At 63.9% G+C, this 21,911-nt stretch carries 20 protein-coding genes (1 of these 20 cut by a window edge); 14 read left to right on the forward strand and 6 right to left on the reverse strand.

Annotation, left to right across the window (positions count from 1 at the left end; genetic code table 11):
- Positions 1-44: 44 nt before the first annotated feature.
- From ACYG9Y_RS29155 to ACYG9Y_RS29170, 4 genes are all read left to right on the forward strand, one after another.
- Positions 45-830, forward strand: coding sequence for a ComF family protein (locus tag ACYG9Y_RS29155; protein WP_196814971.1), 786 nt, complete (start codon positions 45-47; stop codon positions 828-830).
- A 22-nt stretch (positions 831-852) separates the two neighbouring features.
- Positions 853-1,134 carry a glutaredoxin 3 gene (gene grxC, locus ACYG9Y_RS29160; RefSeq protein WP_023672982.1) on the forward strand — a complete coding sequence of 94 codons (282 nt, stop codon included), beginning with the start codon at positions 853-855 and terminating at the stop codon, positions 1,132-1,134.
- Between the two features lie 86 nt (positions 1,135-1,220).
- Positions 1,221-2,087: a carbon-nitrogen hydrolase family protein gene (locus tag ACYG9Y_RS29165; RefSeq protein WP_023672981.1), complete on the forward strand. Its 867-nt coding sequence runs from the start codon at positions 1,221-1,223 to the stop codon at positions 2,085-2,087.
- Positions 2,084-2,509: a DUF1178 family protein gene (locus ACYG9Y_RS29170; RefSeq protein ID WP_023672980.1), complete on the forward strand. Its 426-nt coding sequence runs from the start codon at positions 2,084-2,086 to the stop codon at positions 2,507-2,509. Before ACYG9Y_RS29165 ends, ACYG9Y_RS29170 begins: the two co-directional genes overlap by 4 nt.
- A 4-nt stretch (positions 2,510-2,513) precedes the next feature.
- Here ACYG9Y_RS29170 and ACYG9Y_RS29175 read toward each other — a convergent pair whose 3' ends face one another.
- Positions 2,514-2,999: a MarR family winged helix-turn-helix transcriptional regulator gene (locus ACYG9Y_RS29175; protein WP_023701431.1), complete on the reverse strand. Its 486-nt coding sequence runs from the start codon at positions 2,997-2,999 to the stop codon at positions 2,514-2,516.
- Positions 3,000-3,100: 101 nt separating this feature from the next.
- Here ACYG9Y_RS29175 and ACYG9Y_RS29180 point away from each other — a divergent pair, with 101 nt between their 5' ends.
- On the forward strand, positions 3,101-3,991 hold the full coding sequence (locus tag ACYG9Y_RS29180; protein ID WP_023693996.1) for a DMT family transporter: 891 nt from the start codon (positions 3,101-3,103) through the stop codon (positions 3,989-3,991).
- Positions 3,992-4,078: 87 nt separating this feature from the next.
- Here the strand turns inward: ACYG9Y_RS29180 and ACYG9Y_RS29185 are convergent, their stop codons facing one another.
- The 4 genes from ACYG9Y_RS29185 to ACYG9Y_RS29200 form a co-directional block, all read right to left on the reverse strand.
- On the reverse strand, positions 4,079-4,411 hold the full coding sequence (locus ACYG9Y_RS29185; RefSeq protein ID WP_023685781.1) for an MmcQ/YjbR family DNA-binding protein: 333 nt from the start codon (positions 4,409-4,411) through the stop codon (positions 4,079-4,081).
- A gap of 23 nt (positions 4,412-4,434) precedes the next feature.
- Positions 4,435-5,184, reverse strand: coding sequence for a bifunctional 2-polyprenyl-6-hydroxyphenol methylase/3-demethylubiquinol 3-O-methyltransferase UbiG (ubiG, locus tag ACYG9Y_RS29190; protein WP_023672976.1), 750 nt, complete (start codon positions 5,182-5,184; stop codon positions 4,435-4,437).
- Positions 5,185-5,268: 84 nt separating this feature from the next.
- Positions 5,269-5,568 (reverse strand): antibiotic biosynthesis monooxygenase, encoded by a 300-nt coding sequence (locus ACYG9Y_RS29195; protein ID WP_023685779.1) that lies wholly within the window; start codon positions 5,566-5,568, stop codon positions 5,269-5,271.
- Positions 5,565-7,406 (reverse strand): CHASE3 domain-containing protein, encoded by a 1,842-nt coding sequence (locus tag ACYG9Y_RS29200; protein ID WP_023737468.1) that lies wholly within the window; start codon positions 7,404-7,406, stop codon positions 5,565-5,567. The genes ACYG9Y_RS29195 and ACYG9Y_RS29200 overlap by 4 nt, the downstream gene beginning before the upstream one ends.
- A gap of 245 nt (positions 7,407-7,651) precedes the next feature.
- Here ACYG9Y_RS29200 and ACYG9Y_RS29205 point away from each other — a divergent pair, with 245 nt between their 5' ends.
- The 9 genes from ACYG9Y_RS29205 (at position 7,652) to ACYG9Y_RS29245 (ending at position 21,199) form a co-directional block, all read left to right on the forward strand.
- Positions 7,652-8,905, forward strand: a complete 1,254-nt coding sequence (locus ACYG9Y_RS29205; protein ID WP_023685777.1) for an aspartate kinase — start codon at positions 7,652-7,654, stop codon at positions 8,903-8,905.
- Between the two features lie 83 nt (positions 8,906-8,988).
- Positions 8,989-11,259, forward strand: a complete 2,271-nt coding sequence (ptsP, locus tag ACYG9Y_RS29210) for a phosphoenolpyruvate--protein phosphotransferase (protein ID WP_023672972.1) — start codon at positions 8,989-8,991, stop codon at positions 11,257-11,259.
- Between the two features lie 8 nt (positions 11,260-11,267).
- The gene (gene prfA, locus ACYG9Y_RS29215; RefSeq protein ID WP_023737469.1) at positions 11,268-12,347 is read left to right on the forward strand and encodes a peptide chain release factor 1; all 1,080 of its coding nucleotides are present in this window, start codon (positions 11,268-11,270) and stop codon (positions 12,345-12,347) included.
- Complete coding sequence (gene prmC / locus ACYG9Y_RS29220) at positions 12,340-13,218, forward strand: peptide chain release factor N(5)-glutamine methyltransferase (protein ID WP_023737470.1); 879 nt, start codon at positions 12,340-12,342, stop codon at positions 13,216-13,218. The genes prfA and prmC overlap by 8 nt, the downstream gene beginning before the upstream one ends.
- A 304-nt stretch (positions 13,219-13,522) precedes the next feature.
- A complete protein-coding gene (locus tag ACYG9Y_RS29225) occupies positions 13,523-14,485 on the forward strand; it encodes a DUF4167 domain-containing protein (RefSeq protein WP_023737471.1) in 963 nt (320 codons plus the stop codon).
- Between the two features lie 208 nt (positions 14,486-14,693).
- Entirely contained in the window at positions 14,694-17,300 is a 2,607-nt protein-coding gene (gene clpB, locus ACYG9Y_RS29230; protein ID WP_023737472.1) for an ATP-dependent chaperone ClpB, read from the forward strand.
- A gap of 70 nt (positions 17,301-17,370) precedes the next feature.
- Positions 17,371-17,727 (forward strand): MmcQ/YjbR family DNA-binding protein, encoded by a 357-nt coding sequence (locus ACYG9Y_RS29235; RefSeq protein ID WP_023737473.1) that lies wholly within the window; start codon positions 17,371-17,373, stop codon positions 17,725-17,727.
- A 292-nt stretch (positions 17,728-18,019) separates the two neighbouring features.
- Positions 18,020-19,537, forward strand: coding sequence for a L,D-transpeptidase family protein (locus ACYG9Y_RS29240; RefSeq protein WP_023737474.1), 1,518 nt, complete (start codon positions 18,020-18,022; stop codon positions 19,535-19,537).
- Between the two features lie 102 nt (positions 19,538-19,639).
- Positions 19,640-21,199 (forward strand): MFS transporter, encoded by a 1,560-nt coding sequence (locus ACYG9Y_RS29245; RefSeq protein WP_023737475.1) that lies wholly within the window; start codon positions 19,640-19,642, stop codon positions 21,197-21,199.
- A 172-nt stretch (positions 21,200-21,371) separates the two neighbouring features.
- Here ACYG9Y_RS29245 and ACYG9Y_RS29250 read toward each other — a convergent pair whose 3' ends face one another.
- Positions 21,372-21,911 carry the final stretch of a M23 family metallopeptidase gene (locus ACYG9Y_RS29250; RefSeq protein WP_023737476.1) on the reverse strand. It continues 1,431 nt past the right edge of the window, so only the last 540 of its 1,971 coding nucleotides appear in the window; its start codon lies off the right edge, out of view — the gene reads right to left on this strand; it ends in the stop codon at positions 21,372-21,374.

Below are 21,911 nucleotides of genomic sequence, written 5' to 3' on the forward strand. Positions count from 1 at the left end.
TGATATCCTGGCGCGGACGACAAAACCACGTGGCCGATCCGGTGATGGAGATCAAGAGCCTCGCTCAAACCATGTTGAAACTGGCCATGTTGGACTGGCCGGCGCGGATGCTGTTCCCGCCGGTCTGTGCCGGCTGTCGCAGGCACGTCTCGCAACCCGGCGTTTTGTGCGGTGCCTGCTGGCCGAAACTCAGGCTGCTGGAGCGGCCATGGTGCGCGGTGATGGGCACGCCATTCACGCACGATATGGGCGAGGGATTCCTGTCGGCCGAGGCGATCGCCGATCCGCCGCCGTTCGAGCGGGCGCGGGCGGCCGTGGCCTATTCAGGTGTCGCCCGCCAGATGGTGCAAGGTCTGAAATACCAGGATCGCACCGATCTGGCGCCGTGGATGGCGCGCTGGATGCTGCGCGCCGGCGCTGAGCTAATTGCAGACGCCGATGTCGTCGTACCGGTGCCGCTGCACTGGCGGCGCTTCTTTCGCCGGCAGTTCAACCAGTCGGCGGAGTTGGCAAGGGCGGTTGCGCAGCTTAGCGGGCTGCCTTTCTCGCCCTCGGCGGTCCGGCGCGTCAAGCTCACGCGCCAGCAGGTCGGGCTGGAGCGGCAGGAGCGCGAGGCCAATGTCCGCGCCGCCTTCCGTGTGCCTGCGGAAGCCGAAATCGAGATCACTGGGCGCCGCGTGCTTCTGGTCGACGATGTCTACACCACCGGCGCCACCGTGCGCTCGGTCGCCAGGGCGCTGAAGAAGGGCGGCGCCGGAGCGGTCGATGTGCTGACCTTCGCGCGTGTCCTGCCGGGGGACTTTCGGGCCGACGAGTCCGCGACTATATAAGGTCGAGGAAAGGCACGGACCGATGCTCGATGTGACGATTTACACCCGTATGATGTGCGGCTATTGCGCGGCGGCCAAGCGGCTGCTCGACCGCAAGGGCGTCGCCTACACCGAGCATGACGCTTCGTTTTCGCCGGAATTGCGCCAGGAAATGATTTCGCGGGCGCATGGCCGCTCGACCTTTCCGCAGATTTTCATTGGCGACACGCATGTCGGCGGCTCCGACGACCTCCACGAGTTGGAGGCACGGGGGCAGCTGGATAGGCTGCTTGCCAACGGCTCGACGACAAAGAGCGGTTCGTAGCGCCGCTCTATGTCTTTGTTTTTACGCAATTCCGGACGGAAAACCGTTACATACTTTTCCTGGAATTGCTCAAAGAGGACGTGACGATGGGTATTTTCAAGGCGGCGGCGATCCAGATGCGTTCGGGCGAGAGCCCCGAGCGCAACGCGGTCGATCTCGAACGGCTGGTGCGCGAAGCGGCAGGCCTCGGTGCAACCTACATCCAGACCCCGGAAATGACCGGTGCGCTGATCCGCGACAAGGAAGCCAGGGCTGCTTCCTTCACCTTGGAAGACAAGGACATCGTCGTGGCGGCCGCGCGCAAGCTCGCCAGCGAACTCGGCGTCTTCCTGCACATCGGCTCGACCGCCATCCTGCGCACCGACGGCAAGCTCGCCAACCGGGCGCTGCTGTTTGGGCCGGACGGCGCCACCCTTGCCACCTACGACAAGATCCACATGTTCGATGTCGACCTCGACAATGGCGAGAGCTGGCGCGAATCCGCCGCCTATGAGCCGGGCACCGAGGCCGTCGTCACCGAGATCGACGGCGCTAGTCTCGGCTTTGCCGTCTGCTACGATCTACGCTTTCCACAGCTGTTCCGCGCCGAGGCGATGGCCGGCGCCGACCTCTTGTCGGTGCCTGCCGCCTTCACCCGCCAGACCGGCGAGGCGCACTGGCATGTGCTGCTGCGAGCCCGTGCCATCGAGAACGGCGCCTATGTGGTTGCTGCAGCACAAGGTGGCCTGCATGAGGATGGCCGCGAAACCTATGGCCATTCGCTGATCGTCGACCCATGGGGTCGAATTCTCGCCGAGGCCGACCATGACGATCCGGAGGTGATCATCGCCGAGATCGACACGGCGCAGTCGTCGGCCGCGCGTAAGAAAATCCCCAATCTCAAGAACGCGCGTGATTTTGCCGTCAATGCCGGCGCAGTGGAAGCGCCGCGGCTCAGGGGCGCGGCTTCGTGATCCGCTTTGCCCTGATCTGCGAGCACGAGCACGAATTCGAGGGCTGGTTTCGCAGCAATGACGATTTCGACACGCAGAAGAAGCGCGGCTTCGTCGATTGCCCGAGCTGCGGCTCGCACAAGGTGCAAAAGGCGCTGATGGCGCCAGCCGTCTCCACAGCGCGGAAGCAGGAAACAATTGCGCTGGCCATGGGCGAAACCCAGAAGCAGGCGCTGGCGCAGCTGAAGGCGATGGCCGAGAAGGTGCGCGAGAATGCCGACTATGTCGGCGACAAGTTTGCCGAAGAAGCGCGCAAGATCCATTTCGGCGAGAGCGATGCGCGCGGCATCTATGGCGAGGCGACGTTGGACGAAGCCAAGAGCTTGGCCGAGGATGGCATCGATTTCATGCCGATCCCGAGTTTTCCAGAGGAGCGCAACTGAGCGATCAGCTGGCGCTATCGATCAATTTGCCAAGCAACTGAGCCAGTGCTCCCCGCTCCGTGCCGGTGAGCCCGGCAAGGATTTCATGCTCGTTGGCGACGTGGGCGGTCACGGCCTCATCGATCAAGGCCAGACCTTTTTCGGTCAGTTGCACGACAATGCCACGCCGGTCGTTGGGGTGCGGGCCGCGCAGGATCAGTCCGGCCTTCTCAAGCCGGTCGAGCCGGTTGGTCATGGCCCCAGAGGTCACCATCGTCGCCTCGTATAGAGCGGTCGGTGTCAGCGCGTAGGGCTGGCCGGAGCGGCGCAGCGTCGCCAGCACATCGAATTCGCCGGCCTGCAGTCCGAAACGGGCAAACAGCGGGGCGAGGCGCTCGCGGGCGATTAGCGACGAGGCTTCGTTCAGCCGCCCAAGCACCAGCATTGGCGACACCTCCAGGTCCGGCCGTTCCCGCTTCCATTGCTCCACCGCCTTTGCCGCGCGATCCATTTGTCTCACCGCTAAGTATCTTGACGTTAAGAATCTTTGTGGTATGCTACCTCAAGATACAGTTTCGACCCAGTGCCGCAAGTGAGTGACGGGACCATCCGATGAAATTTCTCTGGGAATCGGCGCTTGGCCTGCTGGTCGTCACCGGCGGCCTGCTCGGCCTGACCCTGCCGTTCGGCAAGCTGGCGACGGCTGCCGGCGTTCCGGCCATGGTCTGGGCCTTCGTCATCTCGTTCGGCGCCGGGGGCGTGCTGCTGTGCGCGTTGCTCGCGAACGGCGAGCGCATGCGGCTCACCTCGCACAGACTGCGCTATTTCTTCATCACCGCCGCCGTGTCCTACGCCGTGCCCAATCTGCTGATGTTTTCGGCTATCCCGCATCTCGGCGCCGGCTATACCGGCATCATGTTCACGCTGTCGCCGGTCATCACACTGGTGTTTTCGATCCTGCTCGGCGTTCGACGGCCAAATACGCTCGGCAGTATTGGTATCGCCGTCGGCTTCATCGGCGCCGTCATGGTGGCGGTGACGCGCGGCGAGGCCGGCCAGCCGGCCGATGTCTACTGGGTGCTGGTCGGACTTTTGATCCCGGTCAGCCTTGCCGCCGGCAATATCTATCGCACCGTCGACTGGCCCGAAGGCACCGGTCCGATCGAACTGGCCGTCGGCAGCCACCTGGCCTCGGCGACGCTGCTGCTGATCGGCATTCTCGCGCTGTTCGGCGTCGGCGCTTTCGCCCCGCTCAGGGCCGTGCCGCTGGTTGTCGTGGCGCAAGTCGCTTCGGCCTCGGCGATGTTTGCCTTCTTCTTCCGGCTGCAGGCCGTGGGCGGTCCGGTCTATCTCAGCCAGATCGGCTATGTGGCGGCGGCCGTCGGCCTGTTTGCCGGAACCATCTTCCTCGGCGAGCACTACCAGTTGCTGACTTGGGCCGGCGCGGTGATCATCACCATCGGCGTGATCATCACCACCAAGGCGCAGAGCCAGAAGGCATAGGGTCTTTGGTTTACGCAATTCCCTAGGCAAAGCGCTATGCGCTTTTCCCGGGAAAACCGCTTCACACTTTGCTCGAACTGCTCAAGCTCAAATTTGGCTCGCGTCGAGGCGCTTCCGTAGCGCCGGCGGGGCGACGTTTCGCCAGGCCGTCCGAACTGCGCTGCGGAATGTCTGTTCGTCGCAGGCTTCGAGCATGATCGACGTCCATCCCTTTTGGCCCCAGCCGCCTGTCACGGGCCTGAAAACCGATGGCTCAGCCGCGGCCATCATCTCTTGCTGGTCGCGGTCGAGCTTGACGACAGCACGGTCGGCTTCGGGCAGCGAGACGAAGATACGGTTGCGGACGCGGAAGTCAGCCTTGCCGAAATGCGATTGCTCGACCGTTTCGGGCAGATCGAGCGCCAGCTCTCGGGCCCTCATAGTGTCCACGGCCGCCCCTTCGTTCAGACCGATCGTTTTTCCGCCAGCACCATATAGTTGACGTCCATGTCCTTGGAGCGTGCCCAGCGGTCGGCGAGAGGATTGTAGGTCACGCCGGTACGGTCGATGATGGTCATGGCGGCGCTGCCGAGCGCCTTTTCAAGCTCTTCGGGCCGCACCAGCTTGCCGAACTGGTGGGTGCCGCGCGGCAGCCACCGCAGCACATATTCGGCGCCGATGATGGCCAGGCCCAGTGCCTTCAGCGTGCGGTTGATGGTAGCCACGAACATGATGCCGCCGGGCTTGACCATCTCGCCGCACTTGCCGATGAACAGGTCGACATCGGCAACATGCTCGACAACTTCCATGTTGAGGACGACGTCGAATTTCTCGCCGGAATCGGCCAAATCCTCAGCGGTCGTAGCGCGATAATCCACCGTCACGCCGCCTTCGGCCGCGTGCAGCTTCGCCACCTCGATGTTGGTTGCCGAGGCGTCGGCGCCGACCACTTCGGCGCCAAGCCTTGCCATCGGCTCGCACAATAACCCACCGCCGCAGCCGATATCGAGGAAACGCAGGCCTTCGAACGGCCGCGCCGCCCGCGGATCGCGGCCAAAGCGCGCCGCCACCTGGTCCCGGATATAGGCAAGCCGGACCGGGTTGAATTTGTGCAGCGGACGGAATTTGCCGTTCGGGTTCCACCATTCGGCGGCAAGCGCGGAAAAGCGTTCCACTTCTCCGGCATCGATTGTCGATCGTCGGGCCTCTGGCATGGGGCGGGTCTCCTCGGACGCTAGGAAGTCGGGTGCCGGGGCAAGAAAGTCAAGGACGGTTTTTGCGACTGCTGGCTAGTCGACCTATGGCCTCGAGATCACAATTGCCGAATGTTCCATCGCAACACTTGCGGGATCGATGGCCCGCATCGCTTCGCAATCGCCGATCTCGGCCATGATGCGGCCCGCGGCGGCGAGAGCCTGCTCGCGACTTCGCCAGCGCACCACATCGACCCATCCGCCATCGTCCCGCCGCGCCAGGCAGCGGTTTACGAAACCAGGTTGCCGCGCCAGCCAGTCGGCGACCAGGTTGTTGGCGGCGGCAAAGGCCGCTTCCGCTCCAGGCTTGAGGCGAAAGGTGACGATTTCCAGGGTCTCGGTCATCTTGCGTCCAGCACGTCGCGCAATTTCGCCGCCAGCTGCTCGATGGTGAAGGGCTTGGCCAGGAAATGCACGTCATGGTCGAGCACGCCATTGTGGACGACGGCGTTCCTGGTGAAGCCGGTGGTGAAGATCACCTTCAGCTTCGGCATGCGCGCCAGCGCCTCCTCGGCGAGCTTGCGCCCATTCATCACCGGCATGACGATATCGGTGAACATGAGCGCCACACCAGGGTTGTCGCCCAGCTTTTCCAGCGCTTCCTGGCCGCTTGCGGCATGAATGACGGTGTAGCCGAGTTCGCGCATGGCATCCGTGGTGGAAGCCCGCACGCGTGGATCGTCCTCCACGACAAGGATGGTTTCGGTGACCGGCACGGCAGGATTTCCGGCTCGTTCCGAAGATATGGCGGCCTCTTCCGGGCCGAAGAAGCGCGGCAGGTAGATCCTGATCGTGGTGCCTTGGCCGGGTTCCGAGTAGATCTTGACGTGTCCGCCGGACTGTTTGACGAAGCCGAACACTTGGCTCAGCCCGAGGCCGGTGCCCTTGTCGACCGGCTTGGTGGTGAAAAATGGCTCGAAAGCCCGCTCCATGACGTCCGCCGGCATGCCGGGGCCGGTGTCGCTGACCGCGATCATCACATACTGGCCGGCTTTGACCTCGGCATGGGTGGCGGCGTAGCCCTCGTCGAGGTGGCTGTTGGCGGTCTCGATGGTCATCTTGCCGTCCTCGCCCATGGCGTCGCGCGCATTGACCGCCAGGTTGAGAATGGCATTTTCGAGCTGGCTCGGATCGGCATGGGTCTTCCACAGGCCGCCAGCCAGCACGGTTTCTATGCGGATGGTTTCGCCGAGCGCCCGCCGAAGCAGGTCCGACATGCCGGTGACCAGACGATTGGCGTCTACAACCTGAGGCGCGAGCGGCTGCTGGCGCGAGAAGGCAAGCAGCCGTGACGTCAAGTTTGCGGCCCGGGTCGCCGCATCGGTCGCCGCTTCGATGAATTTCATGATGTCGTGCTCGCCCCGCGCCAGCTTGCGCTGGGCAAGGTTCATGGCGCTGATGATCACCGCCAGCATGTTGTTGAAATCGTGGGCGATACCGCCGGTCAGCTGGCCCACAGCCTCCATCTTCTGCATCTGGCGGATCTGCGATTCGGCCTTTTCACGCGTCTGGATTTCGTTGCCGAGCTCGATGTTCTTGCGCATCAGCTCTTCCTGGGCGATCGCCACTGCGCGGAACCGGCGGCGCGAAAGGCGAACCGTGTAGGCGCCAAGCAGGAAGATCGCCAGCAGCGCCGCTATCGAGCCGATGCGCAGCCAGTTTTCGACCCGGTCGGTGTGGGCGTCGCGCGCCGCGATGGCTGCGCCGCCAATGCGCCGGATCGTGTCCATGCTGGCCCGGATCTGGTCCATGGCGGCCTTGCCCTGGCCGCTGCGGACCAGTTCCAGAGCTTTTGCCGCATCGCCGCGATCGTAGAGTGCAATCGTCTCAGCCAATTCGGCCTGGTTTTGTGAAAGCGCGTCCTTGACGTGGTTGATCTGCTGTACGAGTTCGTCGTCCGGGGCGGTCATGCCGTCGATGCGGGCAAGCTGGCCCGGAATGGCGTCGACCGCCTGCCGATAAGGCTGGAGGTAGGATTTCTCGCCGGTCAGGAGATAGCCGCGCTGGCTGGTCTCGGCCTCCTGAGCCATCGCAAGCAAACCGGAAAGCAATTCCTGATACTCGACCGCCTCGCGCGCGGCCTCACGATTGGCTCTCTGGGTCTCGACCAGCACGGCGCGTGTGCCGACGATCAACGCCAGCACGGCGAAGCCGATGAACAGCGGCAGCGATTGCCACCGCATGGCGCGTCGAAGGCGAACAATCATTCGATATGCCGGACCAAAAGGAGTTTCCCGCGGGCAGCATTTGGTAAGCGGCGGCGGGGCCGAACGCAATATGCCTCGATCCTGAAGCCGGCATCCGCCGCCAGCCTTGCGAAACCGTGATCATTTGGCTAAGGAGGCGCGCATTCAGCGGCCGGCTTCTGTCGAGCGCTTACTTCCCCTTTCGGTCCTGGGCCGGCTTCAGTCAAAGGCATTTCGCTTCCATGGCGCGCATCGTGATGAAATTCGGCGGAACCTCCGTCGCCGACATCGCCCGCATCCGCAATGTGGCGCGTCACGTCAAACGCGAGGTCGACGCCGGCCATGAGGTCGCTGTCGTGGTTTCGGCGATGGCGGGCAAGACCAATGAACTGGTTGGCTGGACGCGCGAAGCCTCGCCCATGCACGACGCGCGCGAGTATGACGCCGTGGTCGCCTCGGGCGAGCAGGTGACTGCCGGCCTGCTGGCGATCACACTGCAGAATATGGGCGTCCATGCCCGCTCCTGGCAGGGCTGGCAGATCCCGATCAAGACCGACAACGCGCATGGCGCGGCGCGCATCCTCGACATTGACGGCGCGTTCCTGATCAAGCGCTTCGGCGAGGGCCAGGTGGCTGTCGTCGCCGGCTTCCAGGGCATCGGCCCGGACAACCGCATCGCCACGCTCGGCCGCGGCGGCTCCGACACAAGCGCGGTGGCCATTGCCGCGGCGGTCAAGGCCGACCGCTGCGACATCTACACCGATGTCGACGGCGTCTACACCACCGATCCGCGCATCGAGCCGAAGGCGCGGCGGCTCAACAAGATTTCGTTCGAGGAAATGCTCGAAATGGCCTCGCTCGGCGCCAAGGTCTTGCAGGTGCGCTCGGTCGAGCTTGCCATGGTGCACAGGGTGCGTACGTTCGTGCGGTCGTCCTTCGACGATCCCGATGCGCCCGGAATGGGGGATTTGCTCAATCCTCCGGGAACGCTCATTTGCGACGAGGAAGAGATCGTGGAACAGCAGGTCGTCACCGGAATTGCCTACGCCAAGGACGAAGCGCAGATTTCTCTGCGCCGCGTCGGCGACCGCCCGGGCGTTGCCGCCGGCATTTTCGGCCCGCTGGCCGAGGCCAACATCAATGTCGACATGATCGTCCAGAACATCTCAGAGGACGGCAAGTTCACCGACATGACCTTCACCGTGCCCTCCGGCGACGTGGACAAGGCGCTGGCCGTGCTGGAGCGTCTGAAGGCTTCGATCGGCTATGACGTGGTGCAGTCGGAAGCCGGCATGTCGAAGGTTTCGGTCATCGGCATCGGCATGCGCAGCCATGCCGGTGTGGCCGCCACCGCTTTCAAGGCGCTGGCCGACAAGGCGATCAACATCCGCGCCATCACCACCTCCGAGATCAAGATTTCGATACTGATCGACGGTCCCTACACGGAACTCGCGGTTCGCACTTTGCATTCCGTGTACGGTCTGGATAAGCAGTAGCGAGAGCGATTTGAGTTGTTGCGTGTGCGCCGGTGGCAGTGGAAACTGCGGCGGGCAAAATGCCCATTGGAGAAGAAGCCGCGATGCGTGATACGGCCAGTGGCCCGCGCGTTCTGCTGAAACGGCTGCGCGAGCTCATGCAGGAGCCGCTGGAGCCGCAGGAGCGGCTCGACCGGATCGTGCGCGACATCGCCTCCAACATGGTCGCCGAGGTCTGCTCGCTCTATGTGCTGCGCGCCGATTCGGTGCTCGAACTCTATGCCACCGAAGGTCTGAACCCGAACGCCGTCCATTTGGCGCAGCTGCGGCTGGGGCAGGGCCTCGTCGGCACCATTGCCGCCAGCGCGCGGCCGCTCAACCTCTCCAATGCGCAGGAACATCCGGCCTTCGCCTACCTGCCGGAGACCGGCGAAGAGATCTACAATTCCTTCCTCGGCGTGCCGGTACTAAGGGCAGGGCGCACGCTCGGCGTGCTGGTGGTGCAGAACAAGACCATGCGCCACTACCGCGACGACGAGGTCGAGGCGCTGGAAACGACCGCCATGGTGATCGCCGAGATGATCGCCACCGGCGATCTCGCGCGCCTGACCCGGCCCGGCCTCGAACTCGACCTGCGCCGTCCCGTCAGCTTTACCGGCCTGTCCTTCAACGAGGGTGTCGGCCTCGGCCATGTCGTGCTGCATGAGCCACGCATCGTCGTCACCAATCTGTTCAACGAGGACAGTGAGGAAGAGGTGCGCCGGCTGGAGACGTCGCTCGGTTCGCTCAGGCTTTCCATCGACGACATGCTGGAGCGGCGCGATGTCGCCTTCGAGGGAGAACATCGCGAGGTGCTCGAGGCGTATCGCATGTTTGCCAACGACCGCGGCTGGGTGCGCCGGCTGGAAGAGGCGATCCGCAACGGCCTGACGGCGGAAGCGGCGGTGGAAAAGGTGCAGAGCGACATGCGCGCCCGCATGCTGCACATGACCGATCCTTATTTGCGCGAGAGGATGAGCGACTTCGACGATCTCGCCAACCGGCTGCTGCGCCAGCTGATGGGGCGCGGGCCTGACGACGTCGCGGCGTCACTGCCGAAGGATGCCATCCTGGTCGCGCGCTCGATGGGCGCGGCCGAACTGCTTGATTATCCCAGGGACAAGCTGCGCGGCGTGGTGCTGGAAGACGGCGCTGCCACCAGCCATGTCGTCATCGTAGCGCGCGCCATGGGCATTCCGGTCGCCGGCCAGATGAAGGGCGCCGTTTCCATGGCGGAAAACGGCGATGCCATCATCGTCGACGGCGAGGAAGGCACCATCCATCTGCGGCCGCAGCCCGACCTCGAAGCTGCCTATGCCGAAAAAGTGCGCTTCCGGGCGCGCCGGCAGGAAGTCTACCGGGAACTGCGCAAGAAGCCGTCGGTGACCAAGGACGGCGTCCAGGTCGACCTGCTGATGAATGCGGGCCTGGCCGTCGACCTGCCGCAGCTGGCCGAGGCGGGTGCGGCCGGCATCGGCCTGTTCCGCACCGAATTGCAGTTCATGGTCGCCTCGACCTTCCCGCGCGCCGAGGCGCAGGAGCGGCTCTACCGCGACGTGCTGGACGCGGCGCGTGGCAAGCCGGTCACCTTCCGCACCATCGACATCGGCGGCGACAAGGTGCTGCCCTACTTCAAGGGCGCTGTCCAGGAAGAAAACCCTGCGCTCGGCTGGCGCGCGATCCGGCTGACGCTCGACCGGCCGGGTCTGCTCAGGACCCAGATCCGCGCTCTGCTGAAGGCCTGCGGCGGGCGCGAACTGAAGCTGATGCTGCCGATGGTGACCGAGCTCGGCGAAATCGCCCAGGCGCGCGAGATCATCGACCGCGAAGTGCGACATCTCTCCCGCTTTGCCCACCATCTGCCGACCAGCCTCAAGGTGGGCGCCATGCTGGAAGTGCCGTCGCTGCTGTTCCAGCTCGACGAGTTGATGAAGGCGGTCGATTTCGTCTCGGTCGGCTCCAACGACCTGTTCCAGTTCGTCATGGCGGTCGATCGGGGGAACACGCAGCTCTCCGACCGCTTCGACACGCTGTCGACGCCGTTCCTGCGGGTTCTGAAGCAGATCGCCGACGCCGGGGTTCGCAACCACACGCCGGTGACGCTGTGCGGCGAGCTTGCCGGAAAACCCATTTCCGCCATGGCGCTGATCGGCCTCGGCTACCGCTCGATCTCGATGTCTCCAGCCTCGATCGGCCCGGTCAAGGCGATGTTGACCGAACTGCCACTGGAGGAATTGGAGGCTTTCTTTGCCGACAATCTGATGGCGCCAGCTCAAGGGCTGCCGATGCGGGCGCTGCTGCAGGCCTTCGCCGACGACCGCTCCATCCCGCTATAGCATTAGCCATGGTCAATCTTCCCCGCGAGCGTATGGATCAGGTCGTCAAGCGTTTCGAGATGCTCGAAGCGCAGATGTCGGCCGGCCCGGCGGCCGATGCCTATGTGAAGATGGCTTCCGAATATGCCGAGCTGCAGGACATGGTGGCCAAGGTCAGGGAACTGCGCTCAGTCGAGCGCGAGCAAGCCGACCTCGAGGCGATGCTTGCCGACAAGGGCACCGACGCAGAGATGCGGGCCCTGGCGGAGGCAGATTTGCCGGGCGTCGAAGCGCGAATCGAAGAGCTGCAGAAGGACATCCAGATCCTGCTGTTGCCCAAGGACGCGGCCGACGACAAGAACGCCATCCTTGAAATCCGCGCCGGCACCGGCGGCGATGAGGCGGCATTGTTCGCTGGCGACCTGTTTCGCATGTATGAGCGCTATGCCGCCGAACGCGGCTGGCGCTTCGAGACGGTGTCGGCCAGCGACGGCGATGCCGGCGGCTTCAAGGAAATCATCGCCACCATTTCCGGTAGGGGCGTCTTTGCCCATCTGAAATTCGAATCCGGCGTGCACCGCGTGCAGCGCGTGCCGGCGACCGAGGCCAGCGGGCGCATCCACACCTCGGCGGCGACGGTGGCCGTTCTGCCGGAAGCCGAAGAGGTCGACATCGACGTCCGCGCCGAAGACATCCGCATCGACACGATGCGCGCCTCGGGTTCGGGTGGCCAGCACGTCAACACCACCGATTCGGCCGTGCGCATCACCCATTTGCCGACCGGTATCATGGTGGTGCAGGCGGAGAAGTCGCAGCATCAGAACCGGGCGAAAGCCATGCAGATTCTGCGTGCGCGGCTTTACGACCTCGAGCGCAGCAAGGCGGACGAGGAGCGCTCGGAGTCACGCAAATCGCAGGTTGGTTCGGGCGACCGTTCGGAGCGCATCCGCACCTACAATTTCCCGCAGGGCCGCCTTACCGACCATCGTATCAACCTGACGCTCTACAAGCTCGACCGGGTGATGATGGGCGAGCTCGATGAGGTCATCAATGCGCTGATTGCCGACCATCAGTCGAAGCTGCTCGCCGATATTGGCCTCGATGGCTGACATGTTGCCCGGCGCGCTCGGGCCGTTGTTGCGGGTGGCGCGGGAGCGGCTTGCCGCGGCCGGCCTTTCCGACTCGGCGCTGGATGCCAGGCTGATCGTCGAACATTTTTCCGGCACGGACCGTACGCAGGCGATCGCCGACCCGCAACGGACGGTCGATGCGGGTGCGGTTGCCGCAATCGGCGCTGCTCTGCAGCGCCGCATGGCCGGCGAACCGGTGCACCGCATCCTCGGGTTTCGCGAGTTTTACGGCCTGCGGCTGTCGCTGTCGCCGGAAACGCTGGAGCCGCGGCCGGACACCGAAACGCTGGTCGAGGCGATCCTCCCTTTTGCCGGCGCGACGGCCGAAAGGCTAGGGCTATGCCGTATCCTCGATCTCGGCACCGGTACCGGCGCGATTGCGCTGGCGCTGCTCAGCGCGGTTCCGGCCGCGACCGCCACCGGGGTCGATGTTTCACAAGACGCGCTGGCAACCGCGATACGCAATGCCGAGCAACTCGGACTCGCCGGCCGGTTCGTGGGGCTGCAGTCCGACTGGTTCGAAAAAGTTTCGGGCCGATACCATGTAATTGCCGCAAACCCTCCCTATATACCGTCTGGAGACATTGGAAATCTGCAGGACGAGGTCCGCGATTTCGATCCACACAGAGCCCTTGATGGCGGTGTGGACGGTCTTGGCCCTTACAGGATCATCGCCGCCGAGGCGGCAAAGTTTCTGGAAGCAGAAGGCAAGATAGCGGTCGAGATCGGCCACACGCAGCGCAATGAGGTCAAAGACATATTCGCGGCAGCCGGCTACAGGCTGGCCGGGGCATTTGTCGATCTTGGCGGAAACGACAGGGTTCTTATGTTTGAACAGGGAAAGCCTTGACGCAGTGCAAAAAAGCGCTTGGCAATGCCGGGGAATGCGGCTAGGGTCCGCCCTAACCGGATGAGACGAAGCAGGCAGTGCTCTTAGCGATTCGGTTTTCCTTGGAAATAGCTGCCTTCTTGCGCAAACGACGCCCAAGCTTCGTGCGGGAATCGTCCGGCAAGTGATGTAACCGGAACAGGATGACACGTGGCGCCAACGCAATTGATGCGGGCGAACGCCGGTGAAGAAACGAAACGGCTGGCTCCATGAGCGCCTCCGTTCGTGAAACGTTTTTCGAAAATTTCAAGATGAAGAGAGTCTTATGAGGCCACAACAGCAGAACAGGCGCATGCGCGGTCGCAACAACAATGGCGGCGGCGGTGGCAACAACAATAACAACAACAACAACCGCAAGGGCCCAAATCCCCTGACGCGCAACTACGAGAGCAACGGCCCGGACGTGAAAATCCGTGGATCGGCTCAGCAGATCGCCGAAAAATACGCCATTCTGGCCCGTGATGCGCAAAGCTCCGGCGACCGGGTTATGGCGGAAAATTACCTCCAGCACGCCGAGCACTACAACCGCATCATTGCCGCCGCACAGGCGCAGATGCCGATCCAGAATGCCCCGCAGAACCGCGACGAATTCGACGACGATGAAGATCGCGACGATTTTGACAATGCCGGCAGCGGCAATGGCGGCGAGACTCAAGCGCCGATGGCGAACCACGGCAACGGTCCGCAGCCGACGATTGAGGGCACGCCGGCCGAACTCGCATACGGCCAGGAAAACGGCCGCGAGAACAACAGTGGCCGTGACAATAATGGCCGCAACAACAACGGCCGCGACAACAATGGCCGCAACCGTGACCGCCGCCCCAATGGCGGCTATGGCCAGAACGACCAGCGTGGCGAGCAGAACGGCCAGCGCGGCGACCAGCAGCGCTTCACCGAAACCCCGGCACAGGCGGAAACCGTTTCCGCGGTTGAGCCCGAAGCCGAGAGCGGTTTCTCCGAGCGGGCGCCGCTGTACGAAAACCTGTCGCCGGCGGCTCTTGCCGCCCGGGCCGAACTCAATGAGGCAGCCGCCGAGAGCGGCGCTGCCCGTCGCCCGCGGCGTCCGCGCCGCCCGCGCAACAATGCCGATCAGGTCGGTGACGAACAGTCTGGTGGTGGCCAGGTGGTGGATGGCGCCGGCGAGACCGCTGCCGCTATTGACGTGGTGGATGCGGCGCCGGCCGAAAGCCCGGCCGGCGACCCGTTCGCCGTCGACGCCAACAACTGACCCACAAGACATAAGTCGGTGAAACGGCGGAGAGAAATCTCCGCCGTTTTCGTTTGCTCGGCCATGCAATATCATCAGCCGGACGTCTTGAGCGGCAATGGCTTGCGCCCCATATCTGGCGTGAACTGGACCCGGCTCGGATGAGCGGGTCCGTCACCGCAATCTGATCCGGTGCCGCAAAGCGGGCCGGTGATGGAAGGAGACAGATATGAACCTCGAGAAATACTCCGAGCGCGTCCGCGGATTCATTCAGTCCGCCCAGACCATGGCGCTCTCGCGCAATCACCAGCAATTCACTCCCGAACATATGCTGAAGGTCCTCGTCGATGACGATGAGGGGCTGGCCGCCTCGCTGATAGAGCGCGCCGGCGGCAACGTGCGCGACGTCAAGCTCGGCGTCGAGACCGCCCTTGAGGCCATGCCCAAGGTGGAAGGCGGCAACGGCCAGCTTTATCTGGCGCAGCCGCTGGCCAAGGTGTTTTCGACCGCCGAGGAATTGGCCAAGAAAGCCGGCGACAGTTTTGTCACGGTCGAGCGACTGCTGCAGGCGTTGGCGATGGAGAAGTCGGCCAAGACGGCCGATATCCTGTCCAAGGCCGGCGTCACAGCGCAGGCGCTGAACCAGGTGATCAACGACGTCCGCAAGGGCCGTACCGCCGATTCGGCGAGCGCCGAGCAGGGCTATGACGCGCTGAAGAAATACGCGCGCGACCTCACCGCCGATGCCCGCGCCGGCAAGCTCGACCCTGTGATTGGCCGTGACGATGAGATCCGCCGCACCATCCAGGTGCTGTCGCGGCGTACCAAGAACAACCCGGTGCTGATCGGCGAGCCGGGCGTCGGCAAGACGGCGATCGCCGAAGGCCTGGCGCTGCGCATCGTCAATGGCGACGTGCCGGAATCGCTGAAGGACAAGCAGTTGATGGCGCTCGACATGGGCGCGCTGATTGCCGGCGCCAAATATCGCGGCGAGTTCGAGGAGCGGCTGAAGGCCGTGCTCAACGAAGTCACCTCGGCGGCCGGCGGCATCATCCTGTTCATCGACGAGATGCACACGCTGGTCGGCGCCGGCAAGGCCGATGGCGCCATGGACGCTTCGAACCTGTTGAAGCCGGCGCTGGCGCGCGGCGAACTGCACTGCGTCGGCGCGACCACGCTCGATGAATACAGGAAGCATGTCGAGAAGGACGCGGCCCTTGCCCGCCGGTTCCAGCCGGTCTTCGTCAACGAGCCGTCGGTGGAAGATACCGTGTCGATCCTGCGTGGCCTGAAGGAGAAGTACGAGCAGCACCACAAGGTGCGCATCTCGGATTCGGCGCTGGTCGCGGCGGCGACCTTGTCCAACCGCTACATCGCCGACCGTTTCCTGCCGGACAAGGCGATCGACCTTGTCGACGAAGCCGCGTCGCGGCTGAGGATGCAGGTCGATTCCAAGCCCGAGGCGCTGGACGAAATCGATCGCCGCATCATGCAGCTCAAGATCGAGCGCGAGGCACTGAAGGTCGAGAAGGACGAGGCGTCAAAGGACCGGCTCGCGCGTCTCGAAAAGGAACTCGTCGGCCTCGAGGAGGAATCGACCGAGATCACCGCCAAATGGCAGTCGGAGAAGCAGAAGCTTGGCCTCGCCGCTGACCTCAAGAAGCAGCTCGACGCGGCCCGCAACGACCTCGCCATTGCCCAGCGCAAGGGTGAATTCCAGCGCGCCGGCGAGCTTGCCTATGGCAAGATCCCGGAACTGGAAAAGAAGCTGAAGGAAGCCGAAGCCCAGGACGGCAAGGCCGGCATGGTCGAAGAGGTGGTCACGCCCGACCACGTCGCCCATATCGTGTCGCGCTGGACCGGCATTCCGGTCGACAAGATGCTGCAGGGCGAGCGCGACAAGCTGCTGCGCATGGAAGACGAGATCGGCAAGCGAGTCGTCGGCCAGGGCGAAGCGGTACAGGCGGTGTCCAAGGCCGTGCGTCGTGCCCGGGCCGGGCTGCAGGATCCGAACCGGCCGATCGGCTCGTTCATGTTCCTCGGACCGACCGGCGTCGGCAAGACCGAACTGACCAAGGCGCTGGCCAATTTCCTGTTCGACGACGAGAGCGCCATGGTGCGAATCGATATGTCGGAATACATGGAGAAGCACTCGGTCGCCCGGCTGATTGGCGCGCCTCCCGGCTATGTCGGCTATGAGGAAGGCGGCGCGCTGACCGAAGCGGTGCGGCGCCGGCCCTATCAGGTCGTGCTGTTCGACGAGATCGAGAAGGCGCATCCGGATGTCTTCAACGTGCTGTTGCAGGTGCTCGACGACGGGCGGCTGACCGACGGGCAGGGCCGCACGGTCGACTTCCGCAACACGCTGATCGTCATGACGTCGAACCTCGGCGCCGAATATCTGGTCAATCTCGGCGAAGAGCAGGATGTCGATGCCGTGCGCGGCGAGGTTATGAGCGTGGTGAGAGCCTCGTTCAGGCCGGAGTTCCTCAACCGCGTCGACGAGGTGATCCTGTTCCACCGGCTGCGCCGGCAGGATATGGGTCGCATCGTCGAGATCCAGCTCAAGCGGCTGGAAAATCTGCTCGTCGACCGCAAGATCACACTGTCGCTCGACCAGGAATCGATCGACTGGCTGGCGGCGAAGGGCTACGACCCGGCCTATGGCGCTCGGCCGCTGAAGCGGGTGATGCAGAAGGACCTGCAAGATCCGCTGGCGGAAAAAATCCTGCTTGGCGAGATCCTCGACGGCTCGACCGTCAAGGTCACCGCCGGCTCCGACCGGTTGAATTTTCGGTCCAGGCCCACTGTGGTGCCGACCGACGCGGCAGCCTGATCCAACGCCGCGCGTCCGACCGGACGCGCGGCATTTTCTTGTGAAACAACAATCCTTTGACAGGGTGCAGATGACGCTGGACGACTACAACAGCTTCTGCGCCTCGCTGCCGCAGACGACGCACGTCGTGCAGTGGGGCGGCGCCGATGTCTGGAAAGTCGGTGGCAAGGTCTTCACCATCGCCGGCCATGACCGGGAGGGTGGCGTCTTCGTCACCTTTAAATGCTCTGAAATGGCTTTCGACGTGCTGAAGGATCAGCCCGGCTGCCGGCCGGCGCCCTATCTCGCCTCGCGCGGCATGAAATGGATCCAGCGTCAGACAAGCCAGAGCATGGATGATGATGCGCTGAAGGACTATCTCGGCGAAAGCCACCGCCTCGTCGTCCTCAAGCTGACGAAGCAGACGCGCAAGGAATTGGGCCTGTAGCAACCAGTAATCCGCCATCTTCATGCCCGGTTCATGTTGGAAAGCTTATGTTGTGGTTTGCTGGCGAAGGGGTTTGCCTGCAGGCTTTTGACGACCAGGGCGTTCCTTGCGCATCCAAACGGTGGCGAGAACGTTCTGGTGGGAACACTGCCGGGCGGCGGAAATTACGCATGACCCCGAAAATCGAAATTCGATTTTCGGAAAGGATCATGCGCAGACATGAAGTGTTACAGCGTCCTTTGCGCGTCCAAACGGACGCGCGGCGCTGTAAGTAACGGAGAGTTTGACCACCATGTTCCGCACGATCCTTGCCTTTTCGGTGCTCGCCGCCGGGCTGCTCACGTCCAGCGCCATGGCATCGCCGACTATGGACAACGCACTGCCGGCGGTCCGCGCCGCCGATAGCGGCGGCATTGTGCTTGCCCAGGACGGCAATCTCGACATCTATTACGACGCCAGGGGCAACCGCGTCATCGTCGATGCCGAGACCGGCAAGGTCATCGCCATCCAGCCGCCGCAGACCAGGCTCGACCGCCGCGCGCTGCGCCGGGAAATGCGGGCACGTGAGCTTGGACGCGCACCGGTCGAAGACGACGACCGCTACTATCTCGACGATCCCGAAGACATGGCGCGTTTCCGCCGCAGGCAACTGGACGATCAGGGACGAATCCCCGGCCCGCCGATTGATGAATACGATCCTGAAAGCGACAGATTCCTGGGGGCCGCTCCGCAGGATGATGCCAATGACAGAGACACCTATCCGGAAGCGCCGAAATCCGCTGAACCGCGGCCCGTCAAGCGCCAGCCGCTGAACGAAGCCTCTATCGATCCCGCCGAACCGGCGGCGCCCGCCGGCCAGGCCGCGCTGCCGCCGAAAGCCGGTGGCAAGACCGTGGTCGATCCCTCGCTTTCACTCGGCGCACGCCAGGATGTAGCCGCCTTGCAGGTGCTGCTTGACCGCGCCGGCGCTTCACCCGGCGTCGTCGACGGGCGCTTCGGCTCCAATGTCGACAAGGCGCTTGCCGCCTACAACCAGATCACCGGCAGCAATCTGCGCTCGACCGACGCCGTCGGCATCCAGGCTGCGCTGGCGCAAACCGGTGGCGATGCTTTCGCCAATTATACGATCACGCCCGAAGACGCGGCCGGCCCTTACGTCGCCTCGATACCGGAAGATTACAGCCAGAAGGCACAGCTCGACCGCATGGCTTACACCTCCGTCACCGAAGCCTTGGCCGAACGCTTCCACATGGACGAGAACTACCTGAAGGGGCTCAATCCCGAGGCCGACTTCAGCCGTCCCGGCACCATCATCAAGGTCGCGAATTTCGGCAGGCTGGTGGCGACGCCGGTTGCCCGCATCGTCGCCGACAAGGACAAGAAGCAGGTGTTCGCCTATGACGCCGGTGGCAAGCTGGTCGCGGCCTATCCGGCCACCATCGGTTCAGCCGACACGCCCTCGCCGACCGGCACCCATACGGTGTCGCGCGTCGCGCTCGATCCTAACTACACCTACAACCCCAGCATCAATTTCAAGCAGGGCCAGAACGACAAGATCCTGACCATCCCGCCGGGTCCGAACGGCCCGGTCGGCTCGGTGTGGATTGCGCTGGACAAGCCGACCTATGGCATTCACGGCACGCCCGATCCCTCCAAGATCGGCAAGACCGAAAGCCATGGCTGCGTGCGCCTGACCAACTGGGATGCGCGTGAACTGGCCAAGCTGGTGTCGCCGGGCGTCACCGTCGAGTTCGTCGGCGGTCCCTCGGCCGATGATGTTGCGGAGCAAGTGAGCGCTCCAGCGCAGTGATGTCGGCCTGCCCATAAGGCAGACCGATATCCAAAGCTGGATTCATGAGCGCAGGGCGCTGGCTGGTTGTTGCCGGCCCGCAACAAGTCTAAGCAGACGCTCATGAAGTCTCCGAGCGAAGCCGCAGCCGTTCCCCTGACCAGGTCTCTTTCCAACGGTACATTTTGCCCGCAGTCGCAGCGCAAGTTCGTGCTGGTTGCGGCGATCCTTGCGTCAGCGCTCGGCTTCATCGACGGGTCGATCCTGGCCATTGCCATGCCGGCAATGCGCGTCGACCTCGGCGCCAGCCTGGCCGAGGTCCAGTGGATTTCCAACGCCTATGCGCTGACGCTGTCGGCGCTGATTCTGGCCGGCGGCGCCGCCGGCGACCGGTTTGGCCTCAGGCGCGCCTTCGTTGCCGGCATTGCGTTGTTCATCGTCGCTTCGCTGGCCTGCGCGGTGGCGCCGAATGCGCTGGTGCTCATCGCCTTTCGCGCCATTCAGGGCCTTGGTGCAGCGATCATGGTGCCGGGCAGCCTCGCCATCATCGCCAAGGCCTATCCGAAGAAGGAGCGCGGCCGGGCGATCGGCATCTGGGCCGCCGCCTCGGCGCTGACGACGGCGCTCGGTCCAGTGCTCGGTGGCTTCGTCCTGTCGGCCTTTGGCGGCGGTATCTGGCGGGCGATCTTCGCCGTCAACCTGCCGCTCGGGCTGATCTCGATCTATCTCCTGCTGGCCAAGATTCCCGCCGACGCGCCGACGGAGAAGCGAAGCCTCGATCTCGGCGGCGCCGCTCTCGCCACGCTTGCCTTCGGGGCGCTTGCCTACGGACTGACCTCGATGAGCGCCGAAGGCAGCGGGCTGATGTCGGGGCCGAGCATCGCCGCAGGCGCCGTGCTGCTTATCATCTTCATCGTCTTCGAGCTTCGGCAGCGCGAGCCGATGATCGATCTTAAGCTGTTTCGGATCGGCGCCTTCGCCGGCGCCAACCTCGCCACCTTCTTCCTGTATTTCGCGTTGTCGGCCAATCTGTTCTACCTGCCGATGCTGTTGATCGCCGGATGGGGGCTGAGCACCAAAGAGGTCGGTTTCATCTTCCTGCCGTTGTCGGCGTCGATCGCGCTGCTGTCGGGTCTCGTCGGCCAGTGGTCGGATCGCATCGGTCCGCGTTTTCCGATCGCCAGCGGCTGCCTGGTGGTCGCCATCGCCTTTGCCGGGCTGGCTTTGCTCACTCATGCCGGCATGCACAATTTCTGGACCGGTATCTTTCCGATGATGGCGGTGATGGGGCTCGGCATGGCGCTGGTTGTGTCGCCGCTGTCGACGGCGGTCATGACCGCGGTTGAGGACAAGGATACCGGCGCCGCTTCCGGCATCAACAATGCAGTTTCGCGCATTGGCGGGCTGATTGCTGTGGCGGCGATGGGCTCGCTCGCGGCCTGGGTCTATTCGACGATGCTCGATACCAGCGTCAGGCCGGGCATCCCGGGATTCGGCGAACCGGCATTGGCCGGCCTGGCGCCAGACCTTGATGCAACACGGCTCGCCGCCAGCGATGCGGCGTTCGCGGCCGTGTCGACAGTGACGGCCGTGCTTTGCCTCCTTGCCGCTGTTATCGCCTGGGCCACCGTTTCGGGGCAAAAGCTGCCTTGGTCACGAGCCGAAGAGGAGCAGTCGACCTGATTCGGAGCCGACCCGATTCGGAATGCTCTGATGGGGCGATTATGATTCGCCGGCGTCGAGTGTGACGGCTTAAAGCGCGTCGCGCTGAAACGGATTCATACGACGCGCTTTAGTCTTTGTTTTGACGCATGTCCTTGTCCCAGAGCCGCGGCACACTTCTGGGCGACATGCATTAGCCTTCGATCTTGGCGCTCGCGACCTTCAGCGGATTGCTGTCTTCCTGCTTGAGCAGTTCATCGATGCGCTCGCGCTCGCGCTGGAAAGCGACCAGGTCGTCGCCCTTCAGCACCTTGCCGACCGGCAGGCGCACGCGCATCGGGTCGACCTTGGTGCCGTTGACGATCAGCTCGTAGTGAAGATGCGGACCGGTGGAGAGGCCGGTCTGACCGAGGAAGCCGATGGTCTGGCCCTGGCGGACATGAACGCCCGGTTCGATGCCTTTGGCAAAGGCGCTCTGGTGATTGTAGGAGGTCTCGTAGCCATTGGCATGGCGGATGATGATCTGTTTGCCGTAGCCGCCGGCCCAGCCGGCCTTTTCGATGGTGCCGTTGCCGGCGGCGATGATCGGCGTTCCGATCGGCGCCGCCCAGTCGACGCCGGTATGCATGCGGACATAACCGAGGATCGGATGCCGGCGGGCGCCGAAGCCGGAGCGGAATTTCCCGGCGGGCAGGGGATTGCGCAGCAGGAACTGCTCGGCGCTCGAACCATC

The organism is Mesorhizobium sp. W050 (assembly GCF_054719535.1).

Bases quoted from the DNA above. Each gene is read 5' to 3' on its own strand.
- ACYG9Y_RS29155 (WP_196814971.1), top strand. From the start codon at position 45: ATGGAGATCAAGAGCCTCGCTCAAACCATGTTGAAACTGGCCATGTTG.
- grxC (WP_023672982.1), top strand. From the start codon at position 853: ATGCTCGATGTGACGATTTACACCCGTATGATGTGCGGCTATTGCGCG.
- ACYG9Y_RS29165 (WP_023672981.1), top strand. From the start codon at position 1,221: ATGGGTATTTTCAAGGCGGCGGCGATCCAGATGCGTTCGGGCGAGAGC.
- ACYG9Y_RS29175 (WP_023701431.1), bottom strand. From the start codon at position 2,999: ATGGATCGCGCGGCAAAGGCGGTGGAGCAATGGAAGCGGGAACGGCCG.
- ACYG9Y_RS29180 (WP_023693996.1), top strand. From the start codon at position 3,101: ATGAAATTTCTCTGGGAATCGGCGCTTGGCCTGCTGGTCGTCACCGGC.
- ACYG9Y_RS29185 (WP_023685781.1), bottom strand. From the start codon at position 4,411: ATGAGGGCCCGAGAGCTGGCGCTCGATCTGCCCGAAACGGTCGAGCAA.
- ubiG (WP_023672976.1), bottom strand. From the start codon at position 5,184: ATGCCAGAGGCCCGACGATCGACAATCGATGCCGGAGAAGTGGAACGC.
- ACYG9Y_RS29195 (WP_023685779.1), bottom strand. From the start codon at position 5,568: ATGACCGAGACCCTGGAAATCGTCACCTTTCGCCTCAAGCCTGGAGCG.
- ACYG9Y_RS29200 (WP_023737468.1), bottom strand. From the start codon at position 7,406: ATGCGGTGGCAATCGCTGCCGCTGTTCATCGGCTTCGCCGTGCTGGCG.
- ACYG9Y_RS29205 (WP_023685777.1), top strand. From the start codon at position 7,652: ATGGCGCGCATCGTGATGAAATTCGGCGGAACCTCCGTCGCCGACATC.
- ptsP (WP_023672972.1), top strand. From the start codon at position 8,989: ATGCGTGATACGGCCAGTGGCCCGCGCGTTCTGCTGAAACGGCTGCGC.
- prfA (WP_023737469.1), top strand. From the start codon at position 11,268: ATGGTCAATCTTCCCCGCGAGCGTATGGATCAGGTCGTCAAGCGTTTC.
- prmC (WP_023737470.1), top strand. From the start codon at position 12,340: ATGGCTGACATGTTGCCCGGCGCGCTCGGGCCGTTGTTGCGGGTGGCG.
- ACYG9Y_RS29225 (WP_023737471.1), top strand. From the start codon at position 13,523: ATGAGGCCACAACAGCAGAACAGGCGCATGCGCGGTCGCAACAACAAT.
- clpB (WP_023737472.1), top strand. From the start codon at position 14,694: ATGAACCTCGAGAAATACTCCGAGCGCGTCCGCGGATTCATTCAGTCC.
- ACYG9Y_RS29235 (WP_023737473.1), top strand. From the start codon at position 17,371: ATGACGCTGGACGACTACAACAGCTTCTGCGCCTCGCTGCCGCAGACG.
- ACYG9Y_RS29240 (WP_023737474.1), top strand. From the start codon at position 18,020: ATGTTCCGCACGATCCTTGCCTTTTCGGTGCTCGCCGCCGGGCTGCTC.
- ACYG9Y_RS29245 (WP_023737475.1), top strand. From the start codon at position 19,640: ATGAAGTCTCCGAGCGAAGCCGCAGCCGTTCCCCTGACCAGGTCTCTT.